Source organism: Paraburkholderia atlantica (genome assembly GCF_009362785.1).
GTDB lineage: Bacteria > Pseudomonadota > Gammaproteobacteria > Burkholderiales > Burkholderiaceae > Paraburkholderia > Paraburkholderia atlantica.
Genome location: NZ_WHNQ01000015.1, coordinates 91,679 through 112,943, shown reverse-complemented (window position 1 = coordinate 112,943; position 21,265 = coordinate 91,679). Strand labels below are relative to the sequence as shown.

At 62.2% G+C, this 21,265-nt stretch carries 18 protein-coding genes and 1 pseudogene; 10 read left to right on the top strand and 9 right to left on the bottom strand.

All coding sequences use genetic code 11. From position 1 onward, the window contains the following. Positions 1–103 precede the first annotated feature (103 nt). The gene (locus GCT19_RS21665; RefSeq protein ID WP_152853093.1) at positions 104–1,021 is read right to left on the bottom strand and encodes a LysR family transcriptional regulator; all 918 of its coding nucleotides are present in this window, start codon (positions 1,019–1,021) and stop codon (positions 104–106) included. 97 nt (positions 1,022–1,118) lie between these two features. On the opposite strand from GCT19_RS21665, the gene GCT19_RS21660 reads away from it, so the two are divergent. Genes GCT19_RS21660 through GCT19_RS21650 form a run of 3 tightly spaced genes read left to right on the top strand, consistent with a single transcriptional unit; the run spans position 1,119 to position 3,270 of the window. Further along, positions 1,119–1,865, top strand: a complete 747-nt coding sequence (locus GCT19_RS21660; RefSeq protein ID WP_026228151.1) for an SDR family NAD(P)-dependent oxidoreductase — start codon at positions 1,119–1,121, stop codon at positions 1,863–1,865. 13 nt (positions 1,866–1,878) lie between these two features. Further along, entirely contained in the window at positions 1,879–2,646 is a 768-nt protein-coding gene (locus GCT19_RS21655; RefSeq protein WP_018432712.1) for an SDR family NAD(P)-dependent oxidoreductase, read from the top strand. A 27-nt stretch (positions 2,647–2,673) separates the two neighbouring features. Beyond that, complete coding sequence (locus GCT19_RS21650; protein ID WP_018432711.1) at positions 2,674–3,270, top strand: NADPH-dependent F420 reductase; 597 nt, start codon at positions 2,674–2,676, stop codon at positions 3,268–3,270. Between the two features lie 227 nt (positions 3,271–3,497). Here GCT19_RS21650 and GCT19_RS21645 read toward each other — a convergent pair whose 3' ends face one another. The 6 genes from GCT19_RS21645 to GCT19_RS21620 all read right to left on the bottom strand — a co-directional run bounded on the left by GCT19_RS21645 (position 3,498) and on the right by GCT19_RS21620 (position 11,097). Beyond that, positions 3,498–4,958, bottom strand: coding sequence for an MdtP family multidrug efflux transporter outer membrane subunit (locus GCT19_RS21645; RefSeq protein WP_176135742.1), 1,461 nt, complete (start codon positions 4,956–4,958; stop codon positions 3,498–3,500). Then, positions 4,955–7,051 carry an FUSC family protein gene (locus GCT19_RS21640; RefSeq protein ID WP_321576850.1) on the bottom strand — a complete coding sequence of 699 codons (2,097 nt, stop codon included), beginning with the start codon at positions 7,049–7,051 and terminating at the stop codon, positions 4,955–4,957. The genes GCT19_RS21645 and GCT19_RS21640 overlap by 4 nt, the downstream gene beginning before the upstream one ends. Before the next feature lie 9 nt (positions 7,052–7,060). Beyond that, positions 7,061–8,119: a multidrug transporter subunit MdtN gene (gene mdtN, locus GCT19_RS21635; protein WP_152853092.1), complete on the bottom strand. Its 1,059-nt coding sequence runs from the start codon at positions 8,117–8,119 to the stop codon at positions 7,061–7,063. A 4-nt stretch (positions 8,120–8,123) separates the two neighbouring features. Then, positions 8,124–8,405: a YtcA family lipoprotein gene (locus GCT19_RS21630; protein ID WP_018432707.1), complete on the bottom strand. Its 282-nt coding sequence runs from the start codon at positions 8,403–8,405 to the stop codon at positions 8,124–8,126. A gap of 287 nt (positions 8,406–8,692) precedes the next feature. Then, positions 8,693–9,703: a cytochrome d ubiquinol oxidase subunit II gene (gene cydB, locus GCT19_RS21625; protein ID WP_184247183.1), complete on the bottom strand. Its 1,011-nt coding sequence runs from the start codon at positions 9,701–9,703 to the stop codon at positions 8,693–8,695. After that, complete coding sequence (locus GCT19_RS21620; RefSeq protein WP_152853091.1) at positions 9,700–11,097, bottom strand: cytochrome ubiquinol oxidase subunit I; 1,398 nt, start codon at positions 11,095–11,097, stop codon at positions 9,700–9,702. The genes cydB and GCT19_RS21620 overlap by 4 nt, the downstream gene beginning before the upstream one ends. Positions 11,098–11,472: 375 nt before the next feature. Here GCT19_RS21620 and GCT19_RS21615 point away from each other — a divergent pair. Continuing rightward, positions 11,473–11,855, top strand: a pseudogene (locus GCT19_RS21615) (porin); the annotation flags it as partial. Between the two features lie 50 nt (positions 11,856–11,905). Then, positions 11,906–14,392, top strand: coding sequence for a glucose/quinate/shikimate family membrane-bound PQQ-dependent dehydrogenase (locus GCT19_RS21610; protein WP_152853089.1), 2,487 nt, complete (start codon positions 11,906–11,908; stop codon positions 14,390–14,392). A gap of 333 nt (positions 14,393–14,725) precedes the next feature. Here GCT19_RS21610 and GCT19_RS21605 read toward each other — a convergent pair whose 3' ends face one another. Both GCT19_RS21605 and GCT19_RS21600 read right to left on the bottom strand, forming a co-directional pair. Further along, positions 14,726–15,109, bottom strand: a complete 384-nt coding sequence (locus GCT19_RS21605; RefSeq protein WP_018432701.1) for a hypothetical protein — start codon at positions 15,107–15,109, stop codon at positions 14,726–14,728. 372 nt (positions 15,110–15,481) lie between these two features. After that, the gene (locus GCT19_RS21600; protein WP_018432700.1) at positions 15,482–15,685 is read right to left on the bottom strand and encodes a heavy-metal-associated domain-containing protein; all 204 of its coding nucleotides are present in this window, start codon (positions 15,683–15,685) and stop codon (positions 15,482–15,484) included. 959 nt (positions 15,686–16,644) lie between these two features. Here GCT19_RS21600 and GCT19_RS21585 point away from each other — a divergent pair. From GCT19_RS21585 to GCT19_RS21565, 5 genes are all read left to right on the top strand, one after another. Next, positions 16,645–18,150, top strand: coding sequence for a TolC family protein (locus GCT19_RS21585; protein WP_152853087.1), 1,506 nt, complete (start codon positions 16,645–16,647; stop codon positions 18,148–18,150). A 2-nt stretch (positions 18,151–18,152) separates the two neighbouring features. Then, positions 18,153–19,448 carry a copper oxidase gene (locus GCT19_RS21580; protein WP_152853086.1) on the top strand — a complete coding sequence of 432 codons (1,296 nt, stop codon included), beginning with the start codon at positions 18,153–18,155 and terminating at the stop codon, positions 19,446–19,448. Between the two features lie 64 nt (positions 19,449–19,512). Next, a complete protein-coding gene (locus GCT19_RS21575) occupies positions 19,513–19,860 on the top strand; it encodes a copper-binding protein (RefSeq protein WP_193727438.1) in 348 nt (115 codons plus the stop codon). A gap of 69 nt (positions 19,861–19,929) precedes the next feature. Then, positions 19,930–20,301: a copper homeostasis periplasmic binding protein CopC gene (copC, locus tag GCT19_RS21570; protein ID WP_321576849.1), complete on the top strand. Its 372-nt coding sequence runs from the start codon at positions 19,930–19,932 to the stop codon at positions 20,299–20,301. Next, on the top strand, positions 20,301–21,242 hold the full coding sequence (locus GCT19_RS21565; RefSeq protein WP_152853084.1) for a copper resistance D family protein: 942 nt from the start codon (positions 20,301–20,303) through the stop codon (positions 21,240–21,242). The genes copC and GCT19_RS21565 overlap by 1 nt, the downstream gene beginning before the upstream one ends. The last annotated feature ends 23 nt before the right edge of the window (positions 21,243–21,265 follow it).

The window sequence follows — 21,265 nt, the reverse complement described above, 5'->3', positions numbered from 1 at the left end:
GGTGTCAGATAACGGGTCCCCTGCCGCATCCCATCAACCAGACGAACGAAAAGCCGGATGCATACTCATGCGCGTCGACGTGGTGGGACTGAAATTGTTTCGGCTAAGCGGTTCGAGCAGAATCGGGCGAATGACGGTTGCCAAGGAGTTCGACCAGCCGTGTCTCGCATTCGGAAAACGAGTACCCGCGCCGCTGCGAGATCATAAACGTGAGGGGACGCATGTGCCATGCGCGCCGTTGGAGTTCGACAAGTATTCCCTTCGCGAGGTCTTCCTCGACCAGATGGCGCGGCATGTGCCCCCAGCACAAGCTTCCCCTGAGCAGATCGTGCTTCGCGCCGAGGTCATTCACCCGCCACTGGCGTTCACTGGCGACCCCCTGTTGGGTCTTTTCCGCATCGGGCTGATTGTCGGTCACGACGAGCTGGATGTGCCGGCCAAATTCCTCCCGCGGGATCGGCCCCGCGATTGAGGCCAGCGGATGGGATGGCGCACAGACGGTCACCATTTGCGCGTCACATAGATGCTGCCTTTCTATGGTGCCGGGGCTCAGCTCCGGCACGTCCGTGATCGTCACCGCCAACGCGCACATGCCTTCGCGAACCAAACGCTCGCCGTCCTGCATGGTCGTCATGCGCAGATTGATTGCAACCGTCGGAAAGTCCGCCTGCAAGGTGCGCAGGCATTCGATCAGGTGTGCACGTGGAAAGTAGGTATCCACGGCAACCGAGACCTGGGGGACCCCAGCTTCGGCAATCGCAACCGCACGCATCTTCATTTCCTCGGTGCGCGAGATCACACCGCGAGCATCAGGCAGGAGGCTGCGGCCAGCAGCGGTCAGCGTCGCTTTGCGAGTGTTGCGCTCGAACAGCACCACATCGAAAGCGCTCTCGAGCGCGTTGATCGCGTGACTGATCGCCGACTGTGCACGCCTCAGCTCCCGTGCAGCCCCGGAAAAGCTTCCCTGATCACACACGGCGACGAAGGCCCGAAGTTGATTGATCGTGACGTTGTCGAGCATAGATATCTAAATAGTAGATGGGAAATATCCATATTTAGTCAATTGGCTTCATGAATCAAGAGTCGCAGAATCCTGTTTCCCGTTTTCGTTTCGAAGGATGCGTGACATGAACAACAGACTGCATGGAAAGACCGCGGTGATCACCGGCGGCGCTACCGGTATCGGCCGCGCTGCGGCTAAGCGCTTCATCGAGGAGGGCGCCTTCGTCTTCGTGTTCGGCCGCCGGCAGGATGCACTCGACGCCGCTGTGGCCGCCCTCGGGCCCAACGCGCGCGCGGTGAAGGGCTCGGTCTCCGACCTGGCCGACCTCGACCGACTCTACGCTGCGGTGAAGGCCGAACGCGGAACCCTGGACATCGTCTTCGCCAATGCCGGGACGGGAAGCCCGCTTCCGCTCGGACAGATCACCGGCCAGCACATTGACGACACCTTCGACACCAATGTGAAGGGGACGATCTTTACGGTCCAGAAGGCGCTGCCGCTGATGGGCTCGGGCGGTTCGATCATCCTGACCGGATCGAGCGCCGGCACCACAGGAGCCCCGGGATTCACGGCCTACAGCGCGAGCAAGGCAGCGGTGCGCAATCTCGCGCGGACTTGGGCGGAGGACCTGAAGGGCACCGGCATCCGGGTAAACGTGCTGTCGCCCGGGGCGACGGCGACCGAACTCGCGAAGGAGGCGCTAGGCGAAGAGGGCCAGAAGGCCTACGGTGCGATGACGCCGCTCCAGCGTATGGCCGATCCGGTGGAGATCGGGGCGGTCGCCGCCTTTCTCGCGTCGTCGGACAGCAGCTTCATGACTGCCAGCGAGGTCGCCGTTGACGGTGGCTTGGCACAACTCTGAGGAGAAAAATCAGATGACACAATCTCTAAAGGGCAAAACAGCTCTCGTTACCGGGGCATCACGAGGCATTGGCCGTGCCATCGCCGAACGTCTTGCAAAAGATGGTGCGACAGTCGCGCTAACCTACAACGCCAGCAAATCCAGCGCGGACGAGGCGATCGCGGCAATCGAGAAAGCGCAAGGCAGCGCGTTCGCGATCCATGCGGATCTCGTTGATCCGGCGACCGTGCCGGCCTTGTTCGACAGACTCGACGACGAGTTCACCAAGCGGAACGGAAGCAAGGCCCTCGACATTCTGGTCAACAACGCTGGCAATTCCGGCTGGGTTGGCTTCAAGGACGCGACGCCGGACAGTTGGGACACCCTGATGGCGGTCTACGCCCGTGCGCCCTTCTTCATCATTCAGGCCGCTCTCGATCGTCTCGCCGATGGTGGACGCATCATCAACATTTCTTCCGCAGCCGCTACGAAGCCCGTGACGGCTGCGCCCGTCTACTCGATGGCGAAAGCGGCGATCAACACCCTGACCCATACGCTCGCAATCGAGCTCGGGCCGCGTGGCATCACAGCGAACGCCGTAGCGCCGGGCTTCACGCGAACGGATGCGAACGCCGATTTTCGGGCGAATCCCGAACTCGTCAAGGCGGTCGAGGCGCAAATCGCGCTGGGCCGCTTTGGCGAGCCTTCAGAAATCGCGGCCGTGGTGGCGTTCCTGGCCTCCGATGAAGGCCATTGGGTGACCGGCCAAACGATTGAAGCGAGCGGCGGTTACAAGCTCTGAGCACGCCGGGAAACGATGGAGAAACATATGAGTTACGCAATCATTGGCTTCGGCAAGATCGGCCACGCACTTGCCAGGGCGTTCGCCGGCAACGACATCGAAGTATCCGTTGCAACCACGCGCGACCCGGCAAGCTTTGCGTCCGATGCAGCAGCGATCGGACCTACGATCATTCCCAAAACCCTGGCGGAAGCCGTCAAGGCGGACGTCATCTTTTTGGCTGTCCGTTTCGAGTCGTACGCGGAGGTCGCGAAGGCGCTGCCCAATTGGAGCGGAAAGACCATCGTCGACGTGATGAACACGTTCTCCCCGCCTGAGGAACTGGACGGTCTCCCGTCCTCGGCTTTCGTCGCGAACGCGTTCACCGGAGCCAGGCTGGTGAAAGGCTTCAATCACCTGGCTGCGGCCGTCCTCGGCCAAGACCCGGCCGTACAGGGTGGCAGGCGAGTCGTGTTCCTCGCGAGCGATGATGACGGCGCCGCAGCGGAGATTGGTGCGCTCGCGGAAAATCTCGGTTTCGCGCCAATCCAACTTGGCGGGCTTTCGGAGGGTGGACTGCTTGTGCACGCGCGCGGAAATAACTGGGGACGACTGATCTTCAAGGACTTGATCACGTTCGACTGATGACCAGCGGGTTCCGGATATTTCGCTAAATCGAGTGGCCGATTGCCGGGCCAAACCCGCGTCTGAGCGTCCGCACGGCAAAGCGCAGGAATGACCCATCATGGGGCCGGCTGTACTCATCCATCGAAGCCCGCGTGGTTTCCGTAACGGCGTCGCGTGGCGAGATTAGCGCGCCGATCGGGTCGGGGTCGTTGTCCACGTGGCCTGACCTCACATGTAAGCGCCGCTCAACGCGGCCTCGGCTCGACCGGCGGATCGGCGCGATAGCCGCCACCGAGCGCCTTCGTCAAGGCGATCTCCTGACTGATCATCTGACCGTCGAGCGTTAGCAGCGCGACGCGTTCGGCGATGACCGGCTGGCGCGCTTCGAGCGCGGTGAGCCGGCTCGCCAGTCCTCGTCGGTAATGCGCTTCGGCGCTGTCCCTCGCGAACGCCACCGATTCGATCCGGCGCTTCTGCAACCCGGCTTCGGCGTCGAGCGACTGCAGACGGGTGCCCGTCAGGGCGACATCGCGCACCGCGTTGAGGACCGCCTGATTGTATTGCTCGATGAGCAGGTTGCTGGCCTCGCGCGCGCCGCTCAGGTTGGCGTTAAGCCGGCCGCCGTCGAAGATCGGCAGATAGAGGCCCGGAATCAGATTGATCTGCTGGCTCGCATGCGTGAACAGGTCGCCCAGATGCAGCGCGTTGAAGCCGAAGAACGCCTTGATGTCGAAACTCGGATAGAACGCCGCCCTCGCCGCGTCGATCCGGTCGAACGACGACTGCACGTACCACCGCATCGCCTGAAGATCGGGGCGCCGGGCGAGCAGCTCGTAGGAGAGCGTCGCGGGCAGCGCCGCGTCCACCGGCGGGAGCGCAACGGGCTCGATGACGCGCAATCCATCGGGGCCCGCGCCGACGAGCGCGCGCATCGATTCGCGAAACTGCATGATCTGCGCTTGCGCCGCAACGATCTGGCGTCGGATCGCCAGTTCCTGCGCGCGCGCTTCCTCGGTGAACGTGCGTGCTTCGAGTCCGCGCGCGGCACGCCCTTCGTGCGCCTGCACCGCGAACGCCGCCACGTCCCGCGATTCGTTCAGGAGATCGATGAGCCGGTACGTCGTCTGAATGCCGTAGTAAAGCTGCGCGACATCCGCCGAAAGCTCGAGTTCGACGGCGGACGTCTCCGCGAGGCGCGCGTTGCTCACGCCAAGCGACGCGGCGATCTGCGCGCGCTGCTTGCCCCATATGTCGACATTCAGGCTCGCTCCGAGCCCGACGATGCCCTCCGTGTACCACGGTCCCGTGAGGCCCAGAGCCGGCTCGTTCATCGCGAACGGGCCGAGAAAGCCATGCGCCGAAACATGTTCGCGATTAAGCAGCGCGAGCGCGGTCACCTGAAGGCTCGATCCCGTGCTGACGAGCTCGACGTCCGACTTGGCCTGCGCTACACGCGTGCGCGCGATCAACATCGTCGGTGAACCGGCGAGCGCCTGATCGATCAGCGCGTCGAGCTGCGGGTCGTTGAAGCGCGTCCACCAGCGCGCGGCGGGCCAGCCCTGGCGCGCGAGATGGATGTCGTCCGCGAGCGCGATCTGCTCGGGCGCGATCTCGGCATACGGCGCGCTGTCGTGATGGATCAGCGCGCAGCCCGCCGCTACGCACGGCATCCACACGCAGCACAAGGCGGATCGGAGCCATTTCATGTTCGCAACGGCTGTGTCGATACAGCCGCCCCGGAAGCGTCGACGTGCCAGTCCGGCAGCCCCGCCACCTGCCGCGACAGTTCGTCGGCGGCGCCGGCGAGCGGCGCGTCGGCGGGCCCGGTGGTGGGACCAGCCATCGCCGCGCGCGACGGACGATGCGCGGCGGGCGGATCGGCGGCGAGGCCGTCCGCGTATCGCTCGAGATCGGTGGCGGCCCGGTCCCGCGCCGAGCGCGCGGCATTGGCCATGCGCACGCGCGCCGACGCGCCATGCGCCGACAGCGCGCTAGCCAACGCATCGCCTGCCAGCATGATCTCGCGCCCCTGCGCGAGCACCGTCTGGCCGCGCATCGTCAGCTGGGCGTGCTCGCCTTCCTGCCAGCCAGGTTCGAGCGCCACACGCGAGAGCGTCCCTTCGCAATCGGCGAGCACGGCCCACGCCTGCAGCTGGCGCTGCGCATGCAACAGCGCGTCATGCCCGTCTTCGGCCGCGAGCGGCGCGCGCAGCTGCACGGCGATCGCGCGCAGCATCGTGGCGAGCTTGTGCCGCAGCACGTCGCCCTCGCCTTCACGCCAGAACGACATCTGCACGAACGTCGCCACGGCGACGCCGAGCAGGATGCCCACCATCCGGTCGCGGATCTCGGTGAGATCGGTGATCGGCCCGAAGCGCGCGAGCAAGGCCAGCGAGAACGTGAACATGATCTGCGTGCCGGCATAGCTGATCCGCTCCGACCCGGCCGCGATCCACGCCGAGATTGCGAAGACCGGCATCGTAATCAGCAGCAGGCCGACGATATCGTCGAAATGCGGCACGGCGAACACTGTCATGAAGAGCGCCAACGCGCTGCCAACGAGCGCGCCCGCCAGCCGCAGCAGCGCGCGCTGCGTCGATGCGCCGAGACTCGGCAGCGCGACGATCACGCACGTCAGCATGATCGTATGGATGCCCTGCCAGTCGACCGCGTTGTAGAACACATAACACACCAGCACGGCGAGCAGCGTCTTGAACGAGAAGCGCAGGTATGCGGGATTGCTCCACGCGTCGGCCGCGATCATCGGCTCGCCCGAAGATGCTTTGCCCGGCTCTGCGCCGCGCGCGACAAGATGGGCGTAGGCATGCAGCGCGCGCCGCGCTTCGACCGCGGCGGGCATCGCGTCGGCGAGATCGTGCTCGTCGGGCACCGCCGTTTCGATGTAGCGATAAGGTGCGTTGGTCGTGAGCGATTCGTCGAGCGCCCGTGTGTTCGCGCGCAACTCGCGCAGCAGCGCATCCGCGGCCGGCGTGCGCACCGCCGTATCGGGCCAATCGCTCGCGCTGCGATAAAGACGCGACACCGTCGCGATGCGCGCGAGCTGCAACGCCTGGTGCTCGCGATAGTGTGCGTCTCGCATCGTCGTGAAGCGCAGCAGCTTTTGCAGCGTGATCGCGCCCTGCTGGACCATCTCCTGTGTGACAGGGGCGGGCTGTGCGCCGCCATCGAGAGAATGCGCGAGCCGCGCGTCGAGCGCAGCCAGTTGCCGATGCATCTCGGCGTTCAACTGCACGCGCGGCTCTGCGGGCAGCAGAAGCGTGTTCACGATCAGCGTCAGCGCGATCGCATAGTTGATGGCAACCCACACCCACAGCACCGCGCGAATCAGCAGATCTGCCTGATCGATGCGGTCCACGAAGCTCTGCACGTAGATCACAACGATGGCGACCACGAAGAATACGGGGCCGATCTTCGTCACGCGAAGCAGATACACGCTGCAGAAGAACAGCACGCTCGCGACAACGATGCGCACCAGCGGATAGTCGAAGGTGAATATGAGGAGCAGGATCGACAGCCCGATGGCGAGCGTCGATCCGACGATGAACAGCATGCCGACGAGCCGCGTGACCACGACGTTCGACTGCGTGACGTAGAACACGACGATCAGCGAAAGCGCGACTTCTGGCACTTCGAGCGCCATCGACGCGACGATCACGATCGCGCTCGTCAGCAGGCAGCGCAGCGTCACGTTGATGCGGCCGGGAAACGGCGCCAGCTCGCGCGCCAGGAAACCGCCTGCATCGCGCAGCATATCGGGCAGATGATCGGCGGCGGCCACGTGCGCTCCTCAGTGGCGTTCGCGATCGTTGCCGTGCACGGGATGCAACACGGCGACCGCCGACGTGCCCACGCGAAACAGCTCCGGATTCGGACGATCCACGAGGATTCTGACCGGAAAGCGCTGCGCGACATGAACCCAGTTCAGCGTGCGTTGTATGCGCGGCAATCCGCCTGGCAATGCGAAGCCGGCTTCCTCAGATGCGACGCCATAGCCGATCGAATCGACGCTGCCCGCGAAGCGCTGCCCCGCGTCGCTCATCAGGTAGACAGTGGCGGGCGTTCCCTTTCTGATGCCCTTCAATTCCGTCTCGCGGAAATTGGCGACCACGTACCAACGTCGTGTATCAATCAGCGTGAAGACCGGTTTGAGCGCCGTCGCGAACTGGCCGGTCGATGTTTTCAACCCGACGACGCGCCCGTCGAACGGCGCGCGCACCGTCGCGTATTCGAGATTAAGTTCGGCGATCGCGATCTCCGCCTCGATGACGGCGCGTTGCGCGACGAGCGCATCGACGCCGCTGACGGCCGCCACCGCCTGCTGCGCCTGCAACTGCGCGGCGCTCAGCTCGGCCTGCGTCGCGCGTTGCGCCGTGCGGGCGCGGTCGACGTCCTCCGCCGACACATAACCGTGCGACAGCAGCGGCTCGATGCGATGCAGCGTATCGGCGGCCTGATTCGCCGCGGCGCGCGCGCGCTCGACAGCCGCGCGCACGGACTGTGCGTTGTACTGCTGCGCGTTGACGGTGCGTTGCGTCAGCCCGATCTGGCGATCGAGCGCGACGAGCGACGCCTTGCCTCGCGTGAGCGCATGCTGATACGGGCGCGGGTCGATGCGAAACAGCAGATCACCCTCTTTCACTGCCTGATTATCGCGCACGGCCAGCTCGACGATGCGCCCGTTCACCTCCGGCACGATATCGACGGTGTCTGCATAGACATAAGCGTCGTCGGTGCGCGGCGAGCGGTCGAGCTGGCGAATCACGAGCAGCAGCAACAGCAGCGTCGCCACGATCAGGACGATGGCCGGCCATACTCTCTTTTTCTTCGTGTCGGGAGGGGTCGCCATTGCATCACCTGAACATCGCGAGCCAGACAGCGAACGAAAGGAAAGCGACGAGCGTCGGATACACGAGCGCCGAAGGCCCGATTGCACGGTCGGCACCCAGACGCTTCAGGACAACATAGACGACGATCGTCAGCATCACCCCCGCGACGATGCAAAACAGCCAGTCCGGAAAATACGCGCCGAGCACGGCGATGGATGGCGAACTCACGCAACCCGATGTGAGCATCGTGGCGATCGCGGCGACGCCGCGCGCGGACGGCAGGCATGCGCCTCTGTCGAATCGCATGTATCGCTCCAACGTAATATATGTCGCCGGGACAAGAGCGCTAGAAGCTCAAGTAATGATCGACTCGCTTCCTCCCTATGAGCGACGCCTATACTTCCGAAAGCAATATCTTCGGCCTGGCAAACGTCGGTACCTATGAAAAAGAGACAGCTTCTCTGGTTCGTCGCACTTTGGATGCTAGGCGTCGTGGGCACGGGTTTGCTCGTTCTGCCGTTTCACCTCCTGGTTACTGCTGTAATGCGACAATGAGCACTGCGCATTCGCACTGGCAAAGAAGGAACAGATTGTCAGTGGTAGCCCGGGTCACGCTCGGTTACCTTTCCTCTGAACACCCGATACTGCATCGCGTTATAGACAAGAATAACGGGAAGCACGATGGCTGTGCCAATGAGCATGAAGAGCTGGCTCGAATGGCTGGACGAGGCTTCCCATATCGAAATCGAAGGAGGCACGATATTCGGCCAGATACTTATCACCAGTCCGCTGTAGCCAAGGAAGCAAATACCGAGAGTCAGCAGGAAAGGCGTTGCTTCATGCTCGAGGCGAACAGAGCGCAGGACGCCCAAAACACACGCCGCGACGAGTACAGGGACTGGAAGGAACCATACCAGGTTGCCGCTCGCGAACCACCGATGCGCCACCGCGGGCAAACCGATGACCGTCCAGACGCTGACGATGCCGATCGCCGCGGACAGCAGCCAGATCAGGCGCATCATCAGGAACCGCATCTTCCGCTGCAGAACATCCTGGGTCTTCAATATCAGCCAGCCACAAGCCAACGTGGCGTATGTCACGATGACACCGATTCCGCAGAAGAGACTGAAGGGGGACAGCCATGCGAAAGCGCCGCCGACGAATTGACCGTTGACGGTCTCAGTTCCTTGCAACAATGAACCCAATACGATTCCCTGACAGAACGACGCCAGAGCGGATCCACCCATGAACGCCAGATCCCAGGCGTGCTGGGTTCGTGTGGCCTTGCCCCGAATCTCAAAGGCGGCGCCGCGAAAGATCAGGCCAATGACCATCAGAATGAGTGGCATGTAATTCGCGGGGAGCAAGGTTGAATAGGCGATCGGGAACGCCCCATAGAGCCCTGCTCCACCCAGAACCAGGAAGGTCTCGTTACCATCCCAAACGGGAGCGACTGTGTTCATCATCACTTGCCGGTCCTGTGCGGCATCGAAGAAAGGAAAAAGAAGCCCGATGCCAAGATCGAAGCCGTCGAGCAGCACATAGATAAACACACCTAAGCCTATGATGCACGCCCAGACGATTGGAAGGTCGATCACCGTCACGTCAACTCTCCCGGTTTCATCGCATCGAGGGCACGATTGTTCAACACGGGATGCTCGCGTGTTTCCTCCTGTTCGACGTGCGCCGCCGGTCCACGCTTCAGCATCTGAAGCATGTAATAGATTCCGGTACCGAACACGAGCGTGTAGACCATAAGAAAAATCAGCAGCGACACGCCCACTTGCTGCGCGTTGACCGGGGAGACGGAATCGGCTGTGCGAAGCACACCATAGACAGTCCATGGCTGACGACCTACTTCGGTCGTGACCCAACCGGCCAGCAGCGCGACGATTCCCGACGGCCCCATCAGCAACATCACCCGTTGATACCATCGAGCTTCGTAGAGACGACCCTTGATGCGAAGCACGAGGCCGAGGAACGCCGTCAGCAACATGAGCATGCCTAATCCCGCCATGATTCGGAAACTCCAGAATACGATCGGCGAGTACGGACGGTCTTGTGGCGGAAATGCCTTGAGTCCAAGAATTTCGCCATCCCAGCTGTGCGTGAGAATCAGACTGCCCAGATGAGGCACCTGCACCGTAAATCGCGTGACTTCGGCTTGCATATCCGGAAAACCGATCAGATTAAGAGGTGTACCGCCACTTTCGGTTTCCCATAGTCCCTCGATGGCCGCGATTTTCGCTGGCTGATGCTTCCTCGTATTGAGCCCATGAGCGTCGCCCACCGCGATCTGCACCGGCGTGATTACAAGCAATATCCAAAGCGCCATCGAAAAGCTGGTCAGGATGGCCTTGTCTCGTCTTCCCTGCAGCAGATGCCATGCTCCGCACGCCGCAACGACAAATCCGGCGACGATGAATGCCGCGATCGTCATGTGCGCGAGCCGGAACGGAAACGATGGATTGAATATGACCTTCCACCAGTCGACCGGAACGATGCGGCCGTTCGCGATGACAAAGCCTTGCGGCGTTTGCATGAAGCTGTTGGACGCGAGAATCCAGAATGTCGAGACAAGCGTGCCGAGTGCGACCATCAAGGTGGCAAAAAAGTGGGCTCGTGGACTGACTTTGCGCCACCCGAAAAGCATTACTCCGAGGAAACCAGCCTCCAGGAAAAATGCAGTCAAAACTTCATAAGTCAGCAACGGACCCGTGACACTTCCGGCGATGCTTGCGAAGCCGCTCCAGTTCGTCCCGAACTGATAAGCCATGACGACACCGGAGACAACGCCCATGCCGAACCCAACCGCGAAGAAGCGCGACCAGAAGACGTAAAGCTCCTTGTACACGCTGTCGCGTGTGACGAGCCATCGCCACTCGAGCACGGCCAGGAAGCTGGCCATGCCGATACTGATTGCCGGGAAGACAATGTGAAAGGAGATCGTAAACGCAAATTGCAGGCGGGCGAGATGTAAGGCGTCGAGGATATTCATGGCAGAGTCGGCCAGATACCGTCTTGGGCCAGGACTCTTACGTTATAGGTACAAGCCTCGAAGTAGGCAACGATCGCCGAAGAGAACTCGGTGCGGATGCGCCTGCCCGGTAAACACGACGCCCGCGCCTTCGAATGCATCGCGCAACGGCGCCGTCGCATCTCCAACCCTCGTCTCGCGACAGACGTGCTTGCCCTGCGAGACAACGAACGTAAGTGATTCATTCAAGAAACCGTACTCGCCTGTCAGGGTGACCCGGGGCGGGCAATCGCCCACCCGCATGGTGATTCCGCAAAAGACCAATGCAAGCCTTCCATGACCAGGCACGGAAGCTGATGCCGAATGCCTCGGCAAAGCGACGATCCGAGGACTCCTGGCGAGTTTGGCCGATCAGACTGCATCATGCTCAACTATCACTCGCCGCTCTTCGACGTGCGCGGCATCCACGACGAGCTGCGCGATGCCGACGGACCACGCCGACATTCACCATGACCGCCGCGGGCTTCTATAATCCACGTGGTGAGGGCGATGGCGACGGGTCGCATGATCCCGCGAGTCACGCGATGCTCTACGCGGTTGGTACAACCTACAACGTGAGCAAACGAACCTCTCTCTTCGGAGCGGTGGCTGACGTGCACGACAGCGCGAACGGCACCTTCTCGGTGTTCGCCATGCCAGGCGACTCAAGCACGCCGACGAGCCCGCTGCCTGGCGAATCGCAGACTGGCGCCTACATCGGCATGATGCATGTGTTCTGAGTGCGCATTCGCGACATCGCAGCCGGCATTCGTCGAGGAGGATTGCGATCATGACCAGTCCATCGAAACGGCCGGGCGTCATCGGCGTCATTTCATTGCTGTTCGCGCTGTTGACGGCGGTCTATCTGGTGATCGGCGGCGCGTGGCTGCTCTCGCTCGGCGGCTCGCCGTATTACGTGGTCACCGGCGTCGCGCTGCTAGTCTTCGCCTGGCTGCTGTGGCGCGCTAGCGCCTCGGCATTCGTGCTGTATGCGCTCGTGCTGATCGGCACGGTGTTCTGGGCGCTCTGGGAGTCCGGGCCCGACTTCTGGGCGCTCGCACCGCGCGTGGACGTGCTAGTGGTGTTCGGCGTGTGGCTGCTGTTGCTCACGCGCTGGCATCTCCAACGGCCCTCGCAATTCGCCGTGGTCTCGCTCGTCATCGCGCTCGTCGTGAGTGGCGGCGTGCTCGTCTATGCGCACTTCAACGATCCGCAGCAGATCAACGGCACACTGGCTGGCTCCAGGGGCACACCCGCGCCGAATCCGGACGGCATCCAGCCTTCCGAATGGCCCTCCTATGGCCGCGACGAGCAAGGCACGCGCTATTCGCCACTGCAGCAAATCACGCCTGCGAACGTGAAGAACCTCCAGATTGCCTGGACCTTCCGCACGGGCGACATGAAAGGGCCCAACGATCCGGTCGAGATCACCAACGAGGTCACACCGATCAAGATCGGTGATCTTGTCTACTTGTGCTCACCGCACCAGATCCTGTTCGCGCTCGACGCCAAGACGGGTGAACTAAAATGGAAGTTCGATCCCGGGCTCAAGGCCGATCCGTCATTCCAGCATGTGACTTGCCGGGGCGTGTCGTATATCGATCTTTCGGCGAGCGCGGCGAGCGCGACCGACGCAGCGGCGGCTTCGGGCGCCGAGGCAGCTGCATCCTCGAGCGACCCTGCTTCTGCGACGCAAGCCGCGGCAGCGCCCGCGAGCGACGCCACGGCCGCCGCGACATCATCCGCCCCCAACGGCACCTGCACGCGCCGCATCCTGCTGCCCGTCAACGACGGCCACCTCTACGCGCTCGACGCGCTCACGGGCGCGCGGTGCGCGGGCTTCGGCAACAACGGCGACCTCGACCTGCAGCACGCCATGCCGGTGACCACGCCGGGTATGTACGAACCCACCTCGCCCCCCGTCGTCACGAAAAAGCTGATCGTCGTGGCGGGCGCGGTCGAGGACAACTTCTCGAACCGCGAGCCCTCGGGCGTGATCCGCGGTTTCGACGTGCGCACGGGCCAACTGGTGTGGGCGTTCGACCCGGGCGCGGCGGACCCCAACAAGATTCCGGGTCCGGGCGAGCACTATACGTGGAACTCGCCGAACTCGTGGGCGCCGGCAGCCTACGATGCGAAGCTCGACATCGTCTATCTGCCGATGGGTGTGAAGACACCGGACATCTGGGGCGGCGACCGCACGCCGGACATGGAGCGTTACGCGACCGGTCTGCTCGCGCTGCATGCGTCGACGGGCAAGCTCGCCTGGTTCTACCCGACCGTGCACCACGACCTCTGGGACATGGACCAGCCCTCACAGCCCACCCTTGCGGACATCACCGACAAGGATGGCAAGACGGTGGGCGTGGTGTACGCGCCTACGAAAACCGGCAATCTGTTCGTGCTCGACCGTCGCACTGGCGCGCTCGTCGTGCCCGCACCTGAAATGCCGGTGCCGCAGGGCGCTGCGCCCGGTGACCATGTTTCGCCAACGCAGCCGTTCTCGCAGCTCACGTTCCGCCCGCTGAAAAACCTCACCGACGCCGACATGTGGGGTGCCACGATGTACGACCAGCTCGTGTGCCGCGTGATGTTCCACAGGCTGCGCTATGAAGGCACGTTCACGCCGCCTTCGCTGCAAGGCACGCTCGTGTTCCCGGGCAACCTTGGCATGTTCGAGTGGGGCGGTCTTGCGCTGGACACCGACCGCCAGATCGCCGTTGCGAACCCGATCGCATTGCCGTTCGTCTCGCGCCTGATTGCACGCGGGCCGGGCAACCCGATGGAACCGCAGGCGGGCGCGAAGGGTAGCGGCACGGAGGTGGGCATCCAGCCACAATACGGCGTGCCCTATGGCGTGACGCTCAACGCGTTCATGTCGCCATTGAGGCTGCCGTGCAAGCAGCCGGCATGGGGCTACATCTCGGCGATCGATCTCAAGACCAACCAGATCGTGTGGAAGAAACGCATTGGCACCGTGCGTGACAGCTCGCCGATTCCGTTGCCGTTCAGGATGGGCATGCCGATGCTGGGCGGCCCGATAGTGACGGCGGGCGGCGTGATCTTCATCGGTGCGACCGCGGACTACTATCTCCGCGCGTTCGACGTGAACGACGGCAAGCTGCTCTGGCAAGCCCGCCTGCCGGCTGGCGCACAGGCCACGCCCATGACGTACTCGGTCAACGGCCGCCAGTTCGTCGTTATCGCAGCGGGCGGGCACGGCTCGTTCGGGACGAAGCTCGGTGATTACGTAATCGCTTATGCGCTACCACAGTAAGTCCCCTGCGTTTGGCGCATGTCGCACGGCAAGCACAGGGAAACTCACGGCAGGACAAGTGATATTGAAAAGGGTTAAGCCGTTGTTCGAGGCGGCATAGGCATCCGGTTACTTGCGCATGTGCATTCTTCGGCTACAAGGCGTTGCATGCGCTTTCTAGCGGCCTCACGGCCTTCGAGGTTCGTCAGCCGGTGATCGCGGCACAGCTCGCGCCACGCACGAAACCCAGACGCTCAGTGACGAAATCGCGTTGACGAAGGCGGTCGGTGTCGGCAATCGCGCGCAAGCGCCTGTCGAACTCAGACCGCGCTGAAGCCATTACAAGCGTCTCATTCAGAACTGCTGGGCGCGCAGCGATTCGAATTCGGCCCGGCACGCGTCACTAAACTTCCCGAGAATGTCGATCGATCCATTTTCAAGCATCTCGCGAATTTCGAAGAAGGTTTTATCTGGCGCGAGGTAGGTGTCGACGATCTTGCGCCCGATCATATCCGCTTCATCCGCGACTTGACGGGACGATTGCAAGCGCATGCGGCTGATCTTCGCATAGAGGTTGCCCAGCCCTGCGAGATCCGGCTCGTTATGTTGCAGCGCATCGACATAGCACTTCGTCGCTTCTTCGATGAAATCCCTGTATAGGTCCTGCAGCCGCGCGCGCTCATGCACCCGCCACTCCGCGCGCACCTGTGTGCGTTGGGTCAGCCACGACGCGAACACCGAAGTAAGCCCACCTATTCCGGCGCCGACGAGTGCAGCGAGAGCGGATATAACCGACGCGTTCATGGAGCGACCTTTGTTCGGCTTGCGGAGCTCCCAATATATTAGCGCTGGTATTGCGGGTGCTCAGGCCCGGTCGCTCAAAGACGGTAGCTGACGCCGAGAAAGCCGAACCACACGCTCGCGATCTGATCGAAACTGCTCCGGCTCGATCACCCACCGTCGGGGGACCAGTGCAAAACGCTTCTATCAAGCTCACATTCGCGTCTGCCGAGTTGAGAACGATGACGTTCTCGGCCCCGGCACGCGACGGACAGACATAGCCAAAGTCACACTAACAGCAGGAGGCACATGCGACCCTCCGATTTGCGCTTAAGGCGCGATGACGACTGGATGGAAGTTGGCCTGTTCGATTGCGTACGCAATCTGGCGCTGGTCCAACGATGACGACTCGACCTTTACTGTTTTGGCTGCGACGTCAATTTGTACCTTCGCGGCCGGGTCCAGGCCCGCAATTGCCTTGCTGATTGCGCTCGCACATCCACCGCACGACATGTCCGCCACCTTGAATTCCATTTTCCTCTCCACGTGATAGATGTCCGTTTACAGCATGGACATTCCCACGGTGGGAATGTCAAGTAGAGTCGCAACGGCCACACCGGAAATGTCCCTAGCCGAGAGCGTTGAGTCCGCCCGAGGCCAGCCTTCAGTTACGAAATGACGCCTTCGCACGCTTAACCAGGTCGTAAGCCCGTGCTAAACTTCGCGCCTATGTCCTACTGGCGCAAAATCATTCTCGTCGTGCTACTGACACTGAGCCTTCCGGTTCAGTCGTTTGCGGCCGTCTCGATGATTTGTGCTGCTTCTGAAGCGGTCGGTGATGACACGACCGCCCACCATGTCCATCGAGGCGACTCAGTCGACGGACATGCGCTGGTATCCGACGATGATGGCCATCATGGGCACGACCACACCGGCGTACACCATGCTCACGGGTGTTTAACCTGTGCCTCCTGCTGCGTCGGTGCAGCCATACCAGTCGTACCTGCCGCCTCCGCCTGGGCTGACCAGGCGCACTTCCCCGTCCCTCCGTCTCCGGCTGCGCGTGTCGCGTCGTTCTTGACCAGCGGCATTGAACGTCCTCCCCGCCTGATTCTCGTCTAATCCTCGCACTCGCGGCCATTCGCTGCGACCAGCAAGCTCTTCTGGGGTCTTTGACAGACACCGGATGATTTATGACGAGAGCAATTCATGCGAACAATTTCTGCGGCGCTATTCAGCGCAAGCGCAGTACTGCCGTTGCTCGCGCACGCGACGGCTCTTGCCGACCCGACTGATGCGGCGATATCGGTGCCGACCGTCACCGTGCACTCCGCCTTTGACGGCTACCGGTCGTACCGGGACGGCGAAGCACCCAGTTGGCAGTCATTGAACCGCGCAGTTACACCCGGTCACAGCAGGGCCGGGATGCAGCAAGGTCACCAATCAGGCGATGCTTCCGCCGCGAAGAAACACGAACACGGGGGCGAGTCGGAATGATGCGACTACTCGCGCACCGCCGCGCGACCTCTATCGCCCTCGCGACGCTGTTCATGGCCGGCTGCACGACCTTCTCGAAGGACGGTGGCTTTAACACCGTATCGTCGACAGCGTCGGAGCGCCTTGGCAAAGATGTCGTCTACGTGAAAACCGACGAAGACCGCGAGGCGGTCTTCAGGCGGACACAGGAACTGCTGTCGAAGCCGCTCGGGATGGATGAGGCCGTCCAGGTCGCGTTGCTGAACAACCGGGGGCTTCAGGCATCGTACGGCGAGCTCGGCATTTCCGAGGCCGACCTTGTTCAGGCTGGCCGCCTGCCCAACCCGGGCTTTACGTTCAGCCGGACACACTGGAGCGATGGCTTCGGCATCAGCCGGACCTTTTCCATGGGCGTCTTAGCGATTCTCACGCTGCCGGTGGCGACACACATCGAGAGTCAACGGTTTGAACAGACCAGGCTCGAAACTGCCAACGCGATGCTCGCCGTCGCCGCCGACACCCGAAAGGCCTACGTGAGTGCTGTGGCTGCGGAGCAGGCAGCCGTTTACGCCGCTCAGGTCAAGGACTCCGCCGAGGCTGGGGCAGAACTCGCCCTACGGATGCGCCAGGCTGGCAACTTCAGCAAGCTCGACTATGCGCGCGAGCAGGCCTTCTACGCGGAGTCGGTCGCGGAGGTGGCAAAGGCAACGCAGCAGTCAGTCAGTGCTCGCGAAAAGCTCACCCGCATGATGGGCCTTTGGGGTTCAGGAACCCAGTTCAAGTTGCCCGAGCGCCTGCCCGACCTGCCAAACGACAGGCCGCAACTCAACGACCTCGAGGGCTTCGCGATGCGGAACCGCCTGGACATTCAGGCGGCGAAGCAGCGCACGCAAAGCGTCGCCAGCTCTCTGGGGCTCAGCAAGGCAACCCGGTTTATCAATGCGCTCGACGTCGGCTATCTCAACAATTTCGAGACCGACAAGGGACATGAGCGCGGCTACGAAATCAGCGTCGAGATTCCAATCTTCGATTGGGGCAGCGCAAAGGTCGCGCGGGCTGAGGCCATCTACATGCAGTCCGCAAACCGCCTCGCCCAGACGGCGATTGATGCGCGCTCCGAAGTACGCGAGTCGTATTCCGCCTACGTGACGAGCTATGACGTCGCCAGGCACTACCGCGACGAGGTGGTGCCCGTGCGCAAAACCATCTCGGATGAAATGCTGCTGCGTTACAACGGCATGCTCGCAAGCGTGTTCGAGCTGCTTGCCGACTCACGCGAACAGGTCGCCGCCGTCAACGGGTACATCGACGCGCTGAAAGACTTCTGGCTCGCGGAAACGGACCTGCAGCAGTCGCTTGGGGGGCGTCTTCCGCCGCTCGCCATGACGCGGGCACCGGACGCCCCGCGTAGCGACGCAACAGATGCCCCTGCCCCACAAACGCCATCGGCCCCGGCGCAGGAGTCGCCATTGTCGGCCGCAACCATGCAACCGGCGTCGCCGACGAATTCAAAAGGTGAATGAAGATGGTTTCACGTCGAAGTTTTCTCGGCGGCTCGGGCGCAGCGCTCCTCGGCGCGGCGTTGGTCAGCAAGGCTGGCGCAGCGTCACTGCCAGAAGCGCCCACGATGGAAACGACCGCCACACAGCCACCGCTGGTACCGCCCAATGGTCGCCCCTATACACCCGTGGCGACCCTGAACGGCTGGACGCTGCCGTGGCGCATGAAGAACGGCTGGAAGGAATTTCACCTGACTGCCGAGCCGGTGGTCCGTGAAATGGCACCCGGCATGAAGGCGAATCTTTGGGGATACAACGGCCAGGCGCCAGGCCCGACCATCGAAGCGATCGAAGGCGACAGGGTCCGCATCTTCGTGACCAACAAACTGCCCGAACACACCACGGTTCACTGGCACGGGATGCTGGTGCCTTCCGGGATGGACGGTGTCGGCGGGCTCACTCAACCGCACATTCCCCCAGGCAAGACGTTCGTCTATGAGTTCCAGCTCGAGAAGCACGGCACCTTCATGTATCACCCCCACGCCGACGAGATGGTGCAGATGGCGATGGGGATGATGGGCACGTTCATCGTGCACCCGAAGGACCGCAGCGTCATGCCGGTAGACCGCGACTTCGTGTTCCTGATGTCCGCCTACGACATCGACCCGGGCAGCTTTACGCCGCGCGTCAACGAAATGACGGACTTCAACATGTGGACGTGGAACGCGCGCGTCTTTCCCGGCATCGACCCTCTGCCGGTACGCGCGGGAGACCGCGTACGCATCCGCTTCGGCAACCTGACGATGACCAATCATCCCATCCATCTTCATGGGTACAGCTTCGAGGTCGCAGGAACCGACGGCGGGTGGATTCCGCCGTCTGCACGCTGGCCGGAGGTCACGGCCGACGTCGCAGTCGGTCAGATGCGAGCCATCGAGTTCACGGCGAACCGGCCCGGTGACTGGGCGTTTCACTGTCACAAGTCGCATCACACGATGAATGCGATGGGCCACCAGGTACCGAATCTCATTGGCGTACCGCAGAAAGACCTCGCGAAGCGCATCAACAAGCTCGTGCCGGACTACATGGCGATGGGCAGCGCAGGCGGCTCAATGGGGGACATGGAAATGCCGCTACCCGACAACACGTTGCCAATGATGACCGGAACAGGACCGTTCGGCGCGCTGGAAATGGGCGGCATGTTCAGCGTCGTCAAGGTGCGCGAAGGTCTCGGCCGGAACGACTACCGCGACCCTGGCTGGTTCAAACATCCGAAGGGGACGGTCGCCTACGAGTACACCGGTGAAATGCCGGATAGCTGATTTCCTGGCGAGCCGGACGTGGCTCCGGCCGATATTTGTTAATCCAACTGTGGGAGAGAACATGATGAAGAAAGCAATTGCTTCGATTTTGCTGGGCTGTGCCGTCGCGGTGTCCGCGACCGCGTTTGCCGCAGATGACGCGGGCAACACGAACACGACGAGCGGCGCACAACAGGGCGCAGAAGCGACGAGCAGCATGTCGCATGGGGAAGTGAAGAAAGTGGATATCTCCGCCGGAAAGCTGACCATCAAACACGGACCGCTCAAAAACCTGGATATGGAAGCCATGACTATGGTGTTCAGGGTCAAGGACCCAGCCCTGCTTTCACAGGTGAAAGTGGGCGACAAGATTGACTTCGTGGCCGAAGAAATCGATGGCGCGCTCACCGTGACGAAGCTGCAGAAACAGTGAACATTTCAACGGGGCTGTCAGCGCCGCAATACAGGCTACGCCCCGATTTGGTCTTGAGAGGAAACAATCGTGAATACCAATTTACGGAAACTGCTGGTCACTGCAGCAGCGACCACTGTCGTGCTTTCACCCGCTCTCGCGTTTGCCCACGGCAAGCTGGAGAGCGCCACGCCAGCGGCCGGCAGCGCAATCGATACATCGCCTGAAATGCTGCGTCTGACTTTCAACGAAGACCTCGAGTCGTCGTTTAGCACAATCAAGGTGGTCGATGCGTCTGGGGCGCCTGCGACAAAGGCGAAGGCCAACGTCGATTCGTCGAACCCACGCGTGCTCATCGTCGCGGTCCCGAAGCTGGCTTCCGGCTCGTACACCGTCCAATGGGCGGTCATGACGCATGATGCTCACAAGACCAAAGGCACCTACACATTTGCGGTGAAGTGATGAACGATGGTTTCCTCGGCATTTTGCGGCTCGTGCTGGTAGCGTTGCAGAACATCGGTTTCGCTGTTCTTGTCGGTGCCCTGCTGAGTGACAGATGGCTGTCCCGCAGCACTTCGCGATGGCAGAGCAGCGTCAGTGGCCGCCTGCTTGTCACCGTGCGCATCGCTTCCTTTACCACGCTGATGTCCAGTGCGTTCGCATTCTGGATTCATTGTGCGCTGATGAGCGAATCGACGCTCGGCGAGGCAGGTCCCGCTATCCGTTCAATGCTGGTGGAAACCGACTTCGGCCATGCCTGGTTGGCAGGCGCAGGGTTGATGCTCGTGGTGGTGATTCTGTCGTTCGCACAATGTCGACGCCCGATTCATTTCAAGCCCGCTATCTGGCTGGCCATCGCGGGCGTTGCACTGGCGCGCAGTCACGGCGGACACCCTGTGGATGCGGGCGTCTTTAGTTTGCCGGTGTGGGTGGACTGGATGCATCTGCTTGCCATCAGCGTGTGGGTGGGCCTCGTCCTTGTTACAACGTACATCGTGGTGCCCCGCATATTTATCGCGCCCACCGCCGACCGTGCCAAAGCCGCGATGTTCGTTCAGTCGCTTTCTGACGTCGCGACTTTCGCGCTGGCCATCCTGATTATCACTGGCGCGTACAGCGGCTGGCGCGGAGTCAATGCACTTGAGCACCTGTGGGCGTCCATATACGGACAAGTCCTGCTGGTTAAGCTTGCTCTCGTAGTCACTGCCGCCGCGCTTGGGGGGCACAACCGGTTCTTCGAAATGCCCGGGCTACTCTCGTCTCTGAAAGACACGGGAACCGAATTCACAGCAAAGCCATTGAAGCGGTTCGCCGTTATCCTGCATGTCGAGTCATTTGTTCTGGCAGGCGCGCTGTTGGCCGCTGCGGTCCTTGTTTCCAGCCCGCTTCCCGGCACAACGTAGACTCCCCGGCGGGTCCCGTGGCG

Bases quoted from the DNA above. Each gene is read 5' to 3' on its own strand.
- GCT19_RS21665 (WP_152853093.1), bottom strand. From the start codon at position 1,021: ATGCTCGACAACGTCACGATCAATCAACTTCGGGCCTTCGTCGCCGTG.
- GCT19_RS21660 (WP_026228151.1), top strand. From the start codon at position 1,119: ATGCGTGACATGAACAACAGACTGCATGGAAAGACCGCGGTGATCACC.
- GCT19_RS21655 (WP_018432712.1), top strand. From the start codon at position 1,879: ATGACACAATCTCTAAAGGGCAAAACAGCTCTCGTTACCGGGGCATCA.
- GCT19_RS21650 (WP_018432711.1), top strand. From the start codon at position 2,674: ATGAGTTACGCAATCATTGGCTTCGGCAAGATCGGCCACGCACTTGCC.
- GCT19_RS21645 (WP_176135742.1), bottom strand. From the start codon at position 4,958: ATGAAATGGCTCCGATCCGCCTTGTGCTGCGTGTGGATGCCGTGCGTA.
- mdtN (WP_152853092.1), bottom strand. From the start codon at position 8,119: ATGGCGACCCCTCCCGACACGAAGAAAAAGAGAGTATGGCCGGCCATC.
- GCT19_RS21630 (WP_018432707.1), bottom strand. From the start codon at position 8,405: ATGCGATTCGACAGAGGCGCATGCCTGCCGTCCGCGCGCGGCGTCGCC.
- GCT19_RS21620 (WP_152853091.1), bottom strand. From the start codon at position 11,097: ATGAATATCCTCGACGCCTTACATCTCGCCCGCCTGCAATTTGCGTTT.
- GCT19_RS21610 (WP_152853089.1), top strand. From the start codon at position 11,906: ATGACCAGTCCATCGAAACGGCCGGGCGTCATCGGCGTCATTTCATTG.
- GCT19_RS21600 (WP_018432700.1), bottom strand. From the start codon at position 15,685: ATGGAATTCAAGGTGGCGGACATGTCGTGCGGTGGATGTGCGAGCGCA.
- GCT19_RS21585 (WP_152853087.1), top strand. From the start codon at position 16,645: ATGATGCGACTACTCGCGCACCGCCGCGCGACCTCTATCGCCCTCGCG.
- GCT19_RS21580 (WP_152853086.1), top strand. From the start codon at position 18,153: ATGGTTTCACGTCGAAGTTTTCTCGGCGGCTCGGGCGCAGCGCTCCTC.
- GCT19_RS21575 (WP_193727438.1), top strand. From the start codon at position 19,513: ATGAAGAAAGCAATTGCTTCGATTTTGCTGGGCTGTGCCGTCGCGGTG.
- GCT19_RS21565 (WP_152853084.1), top strand. From the start codon at position 20,301: ATGAACGATGGTTTCCTCGGCATTTTGCGGCTCGTGCTGGTAGCGTTG.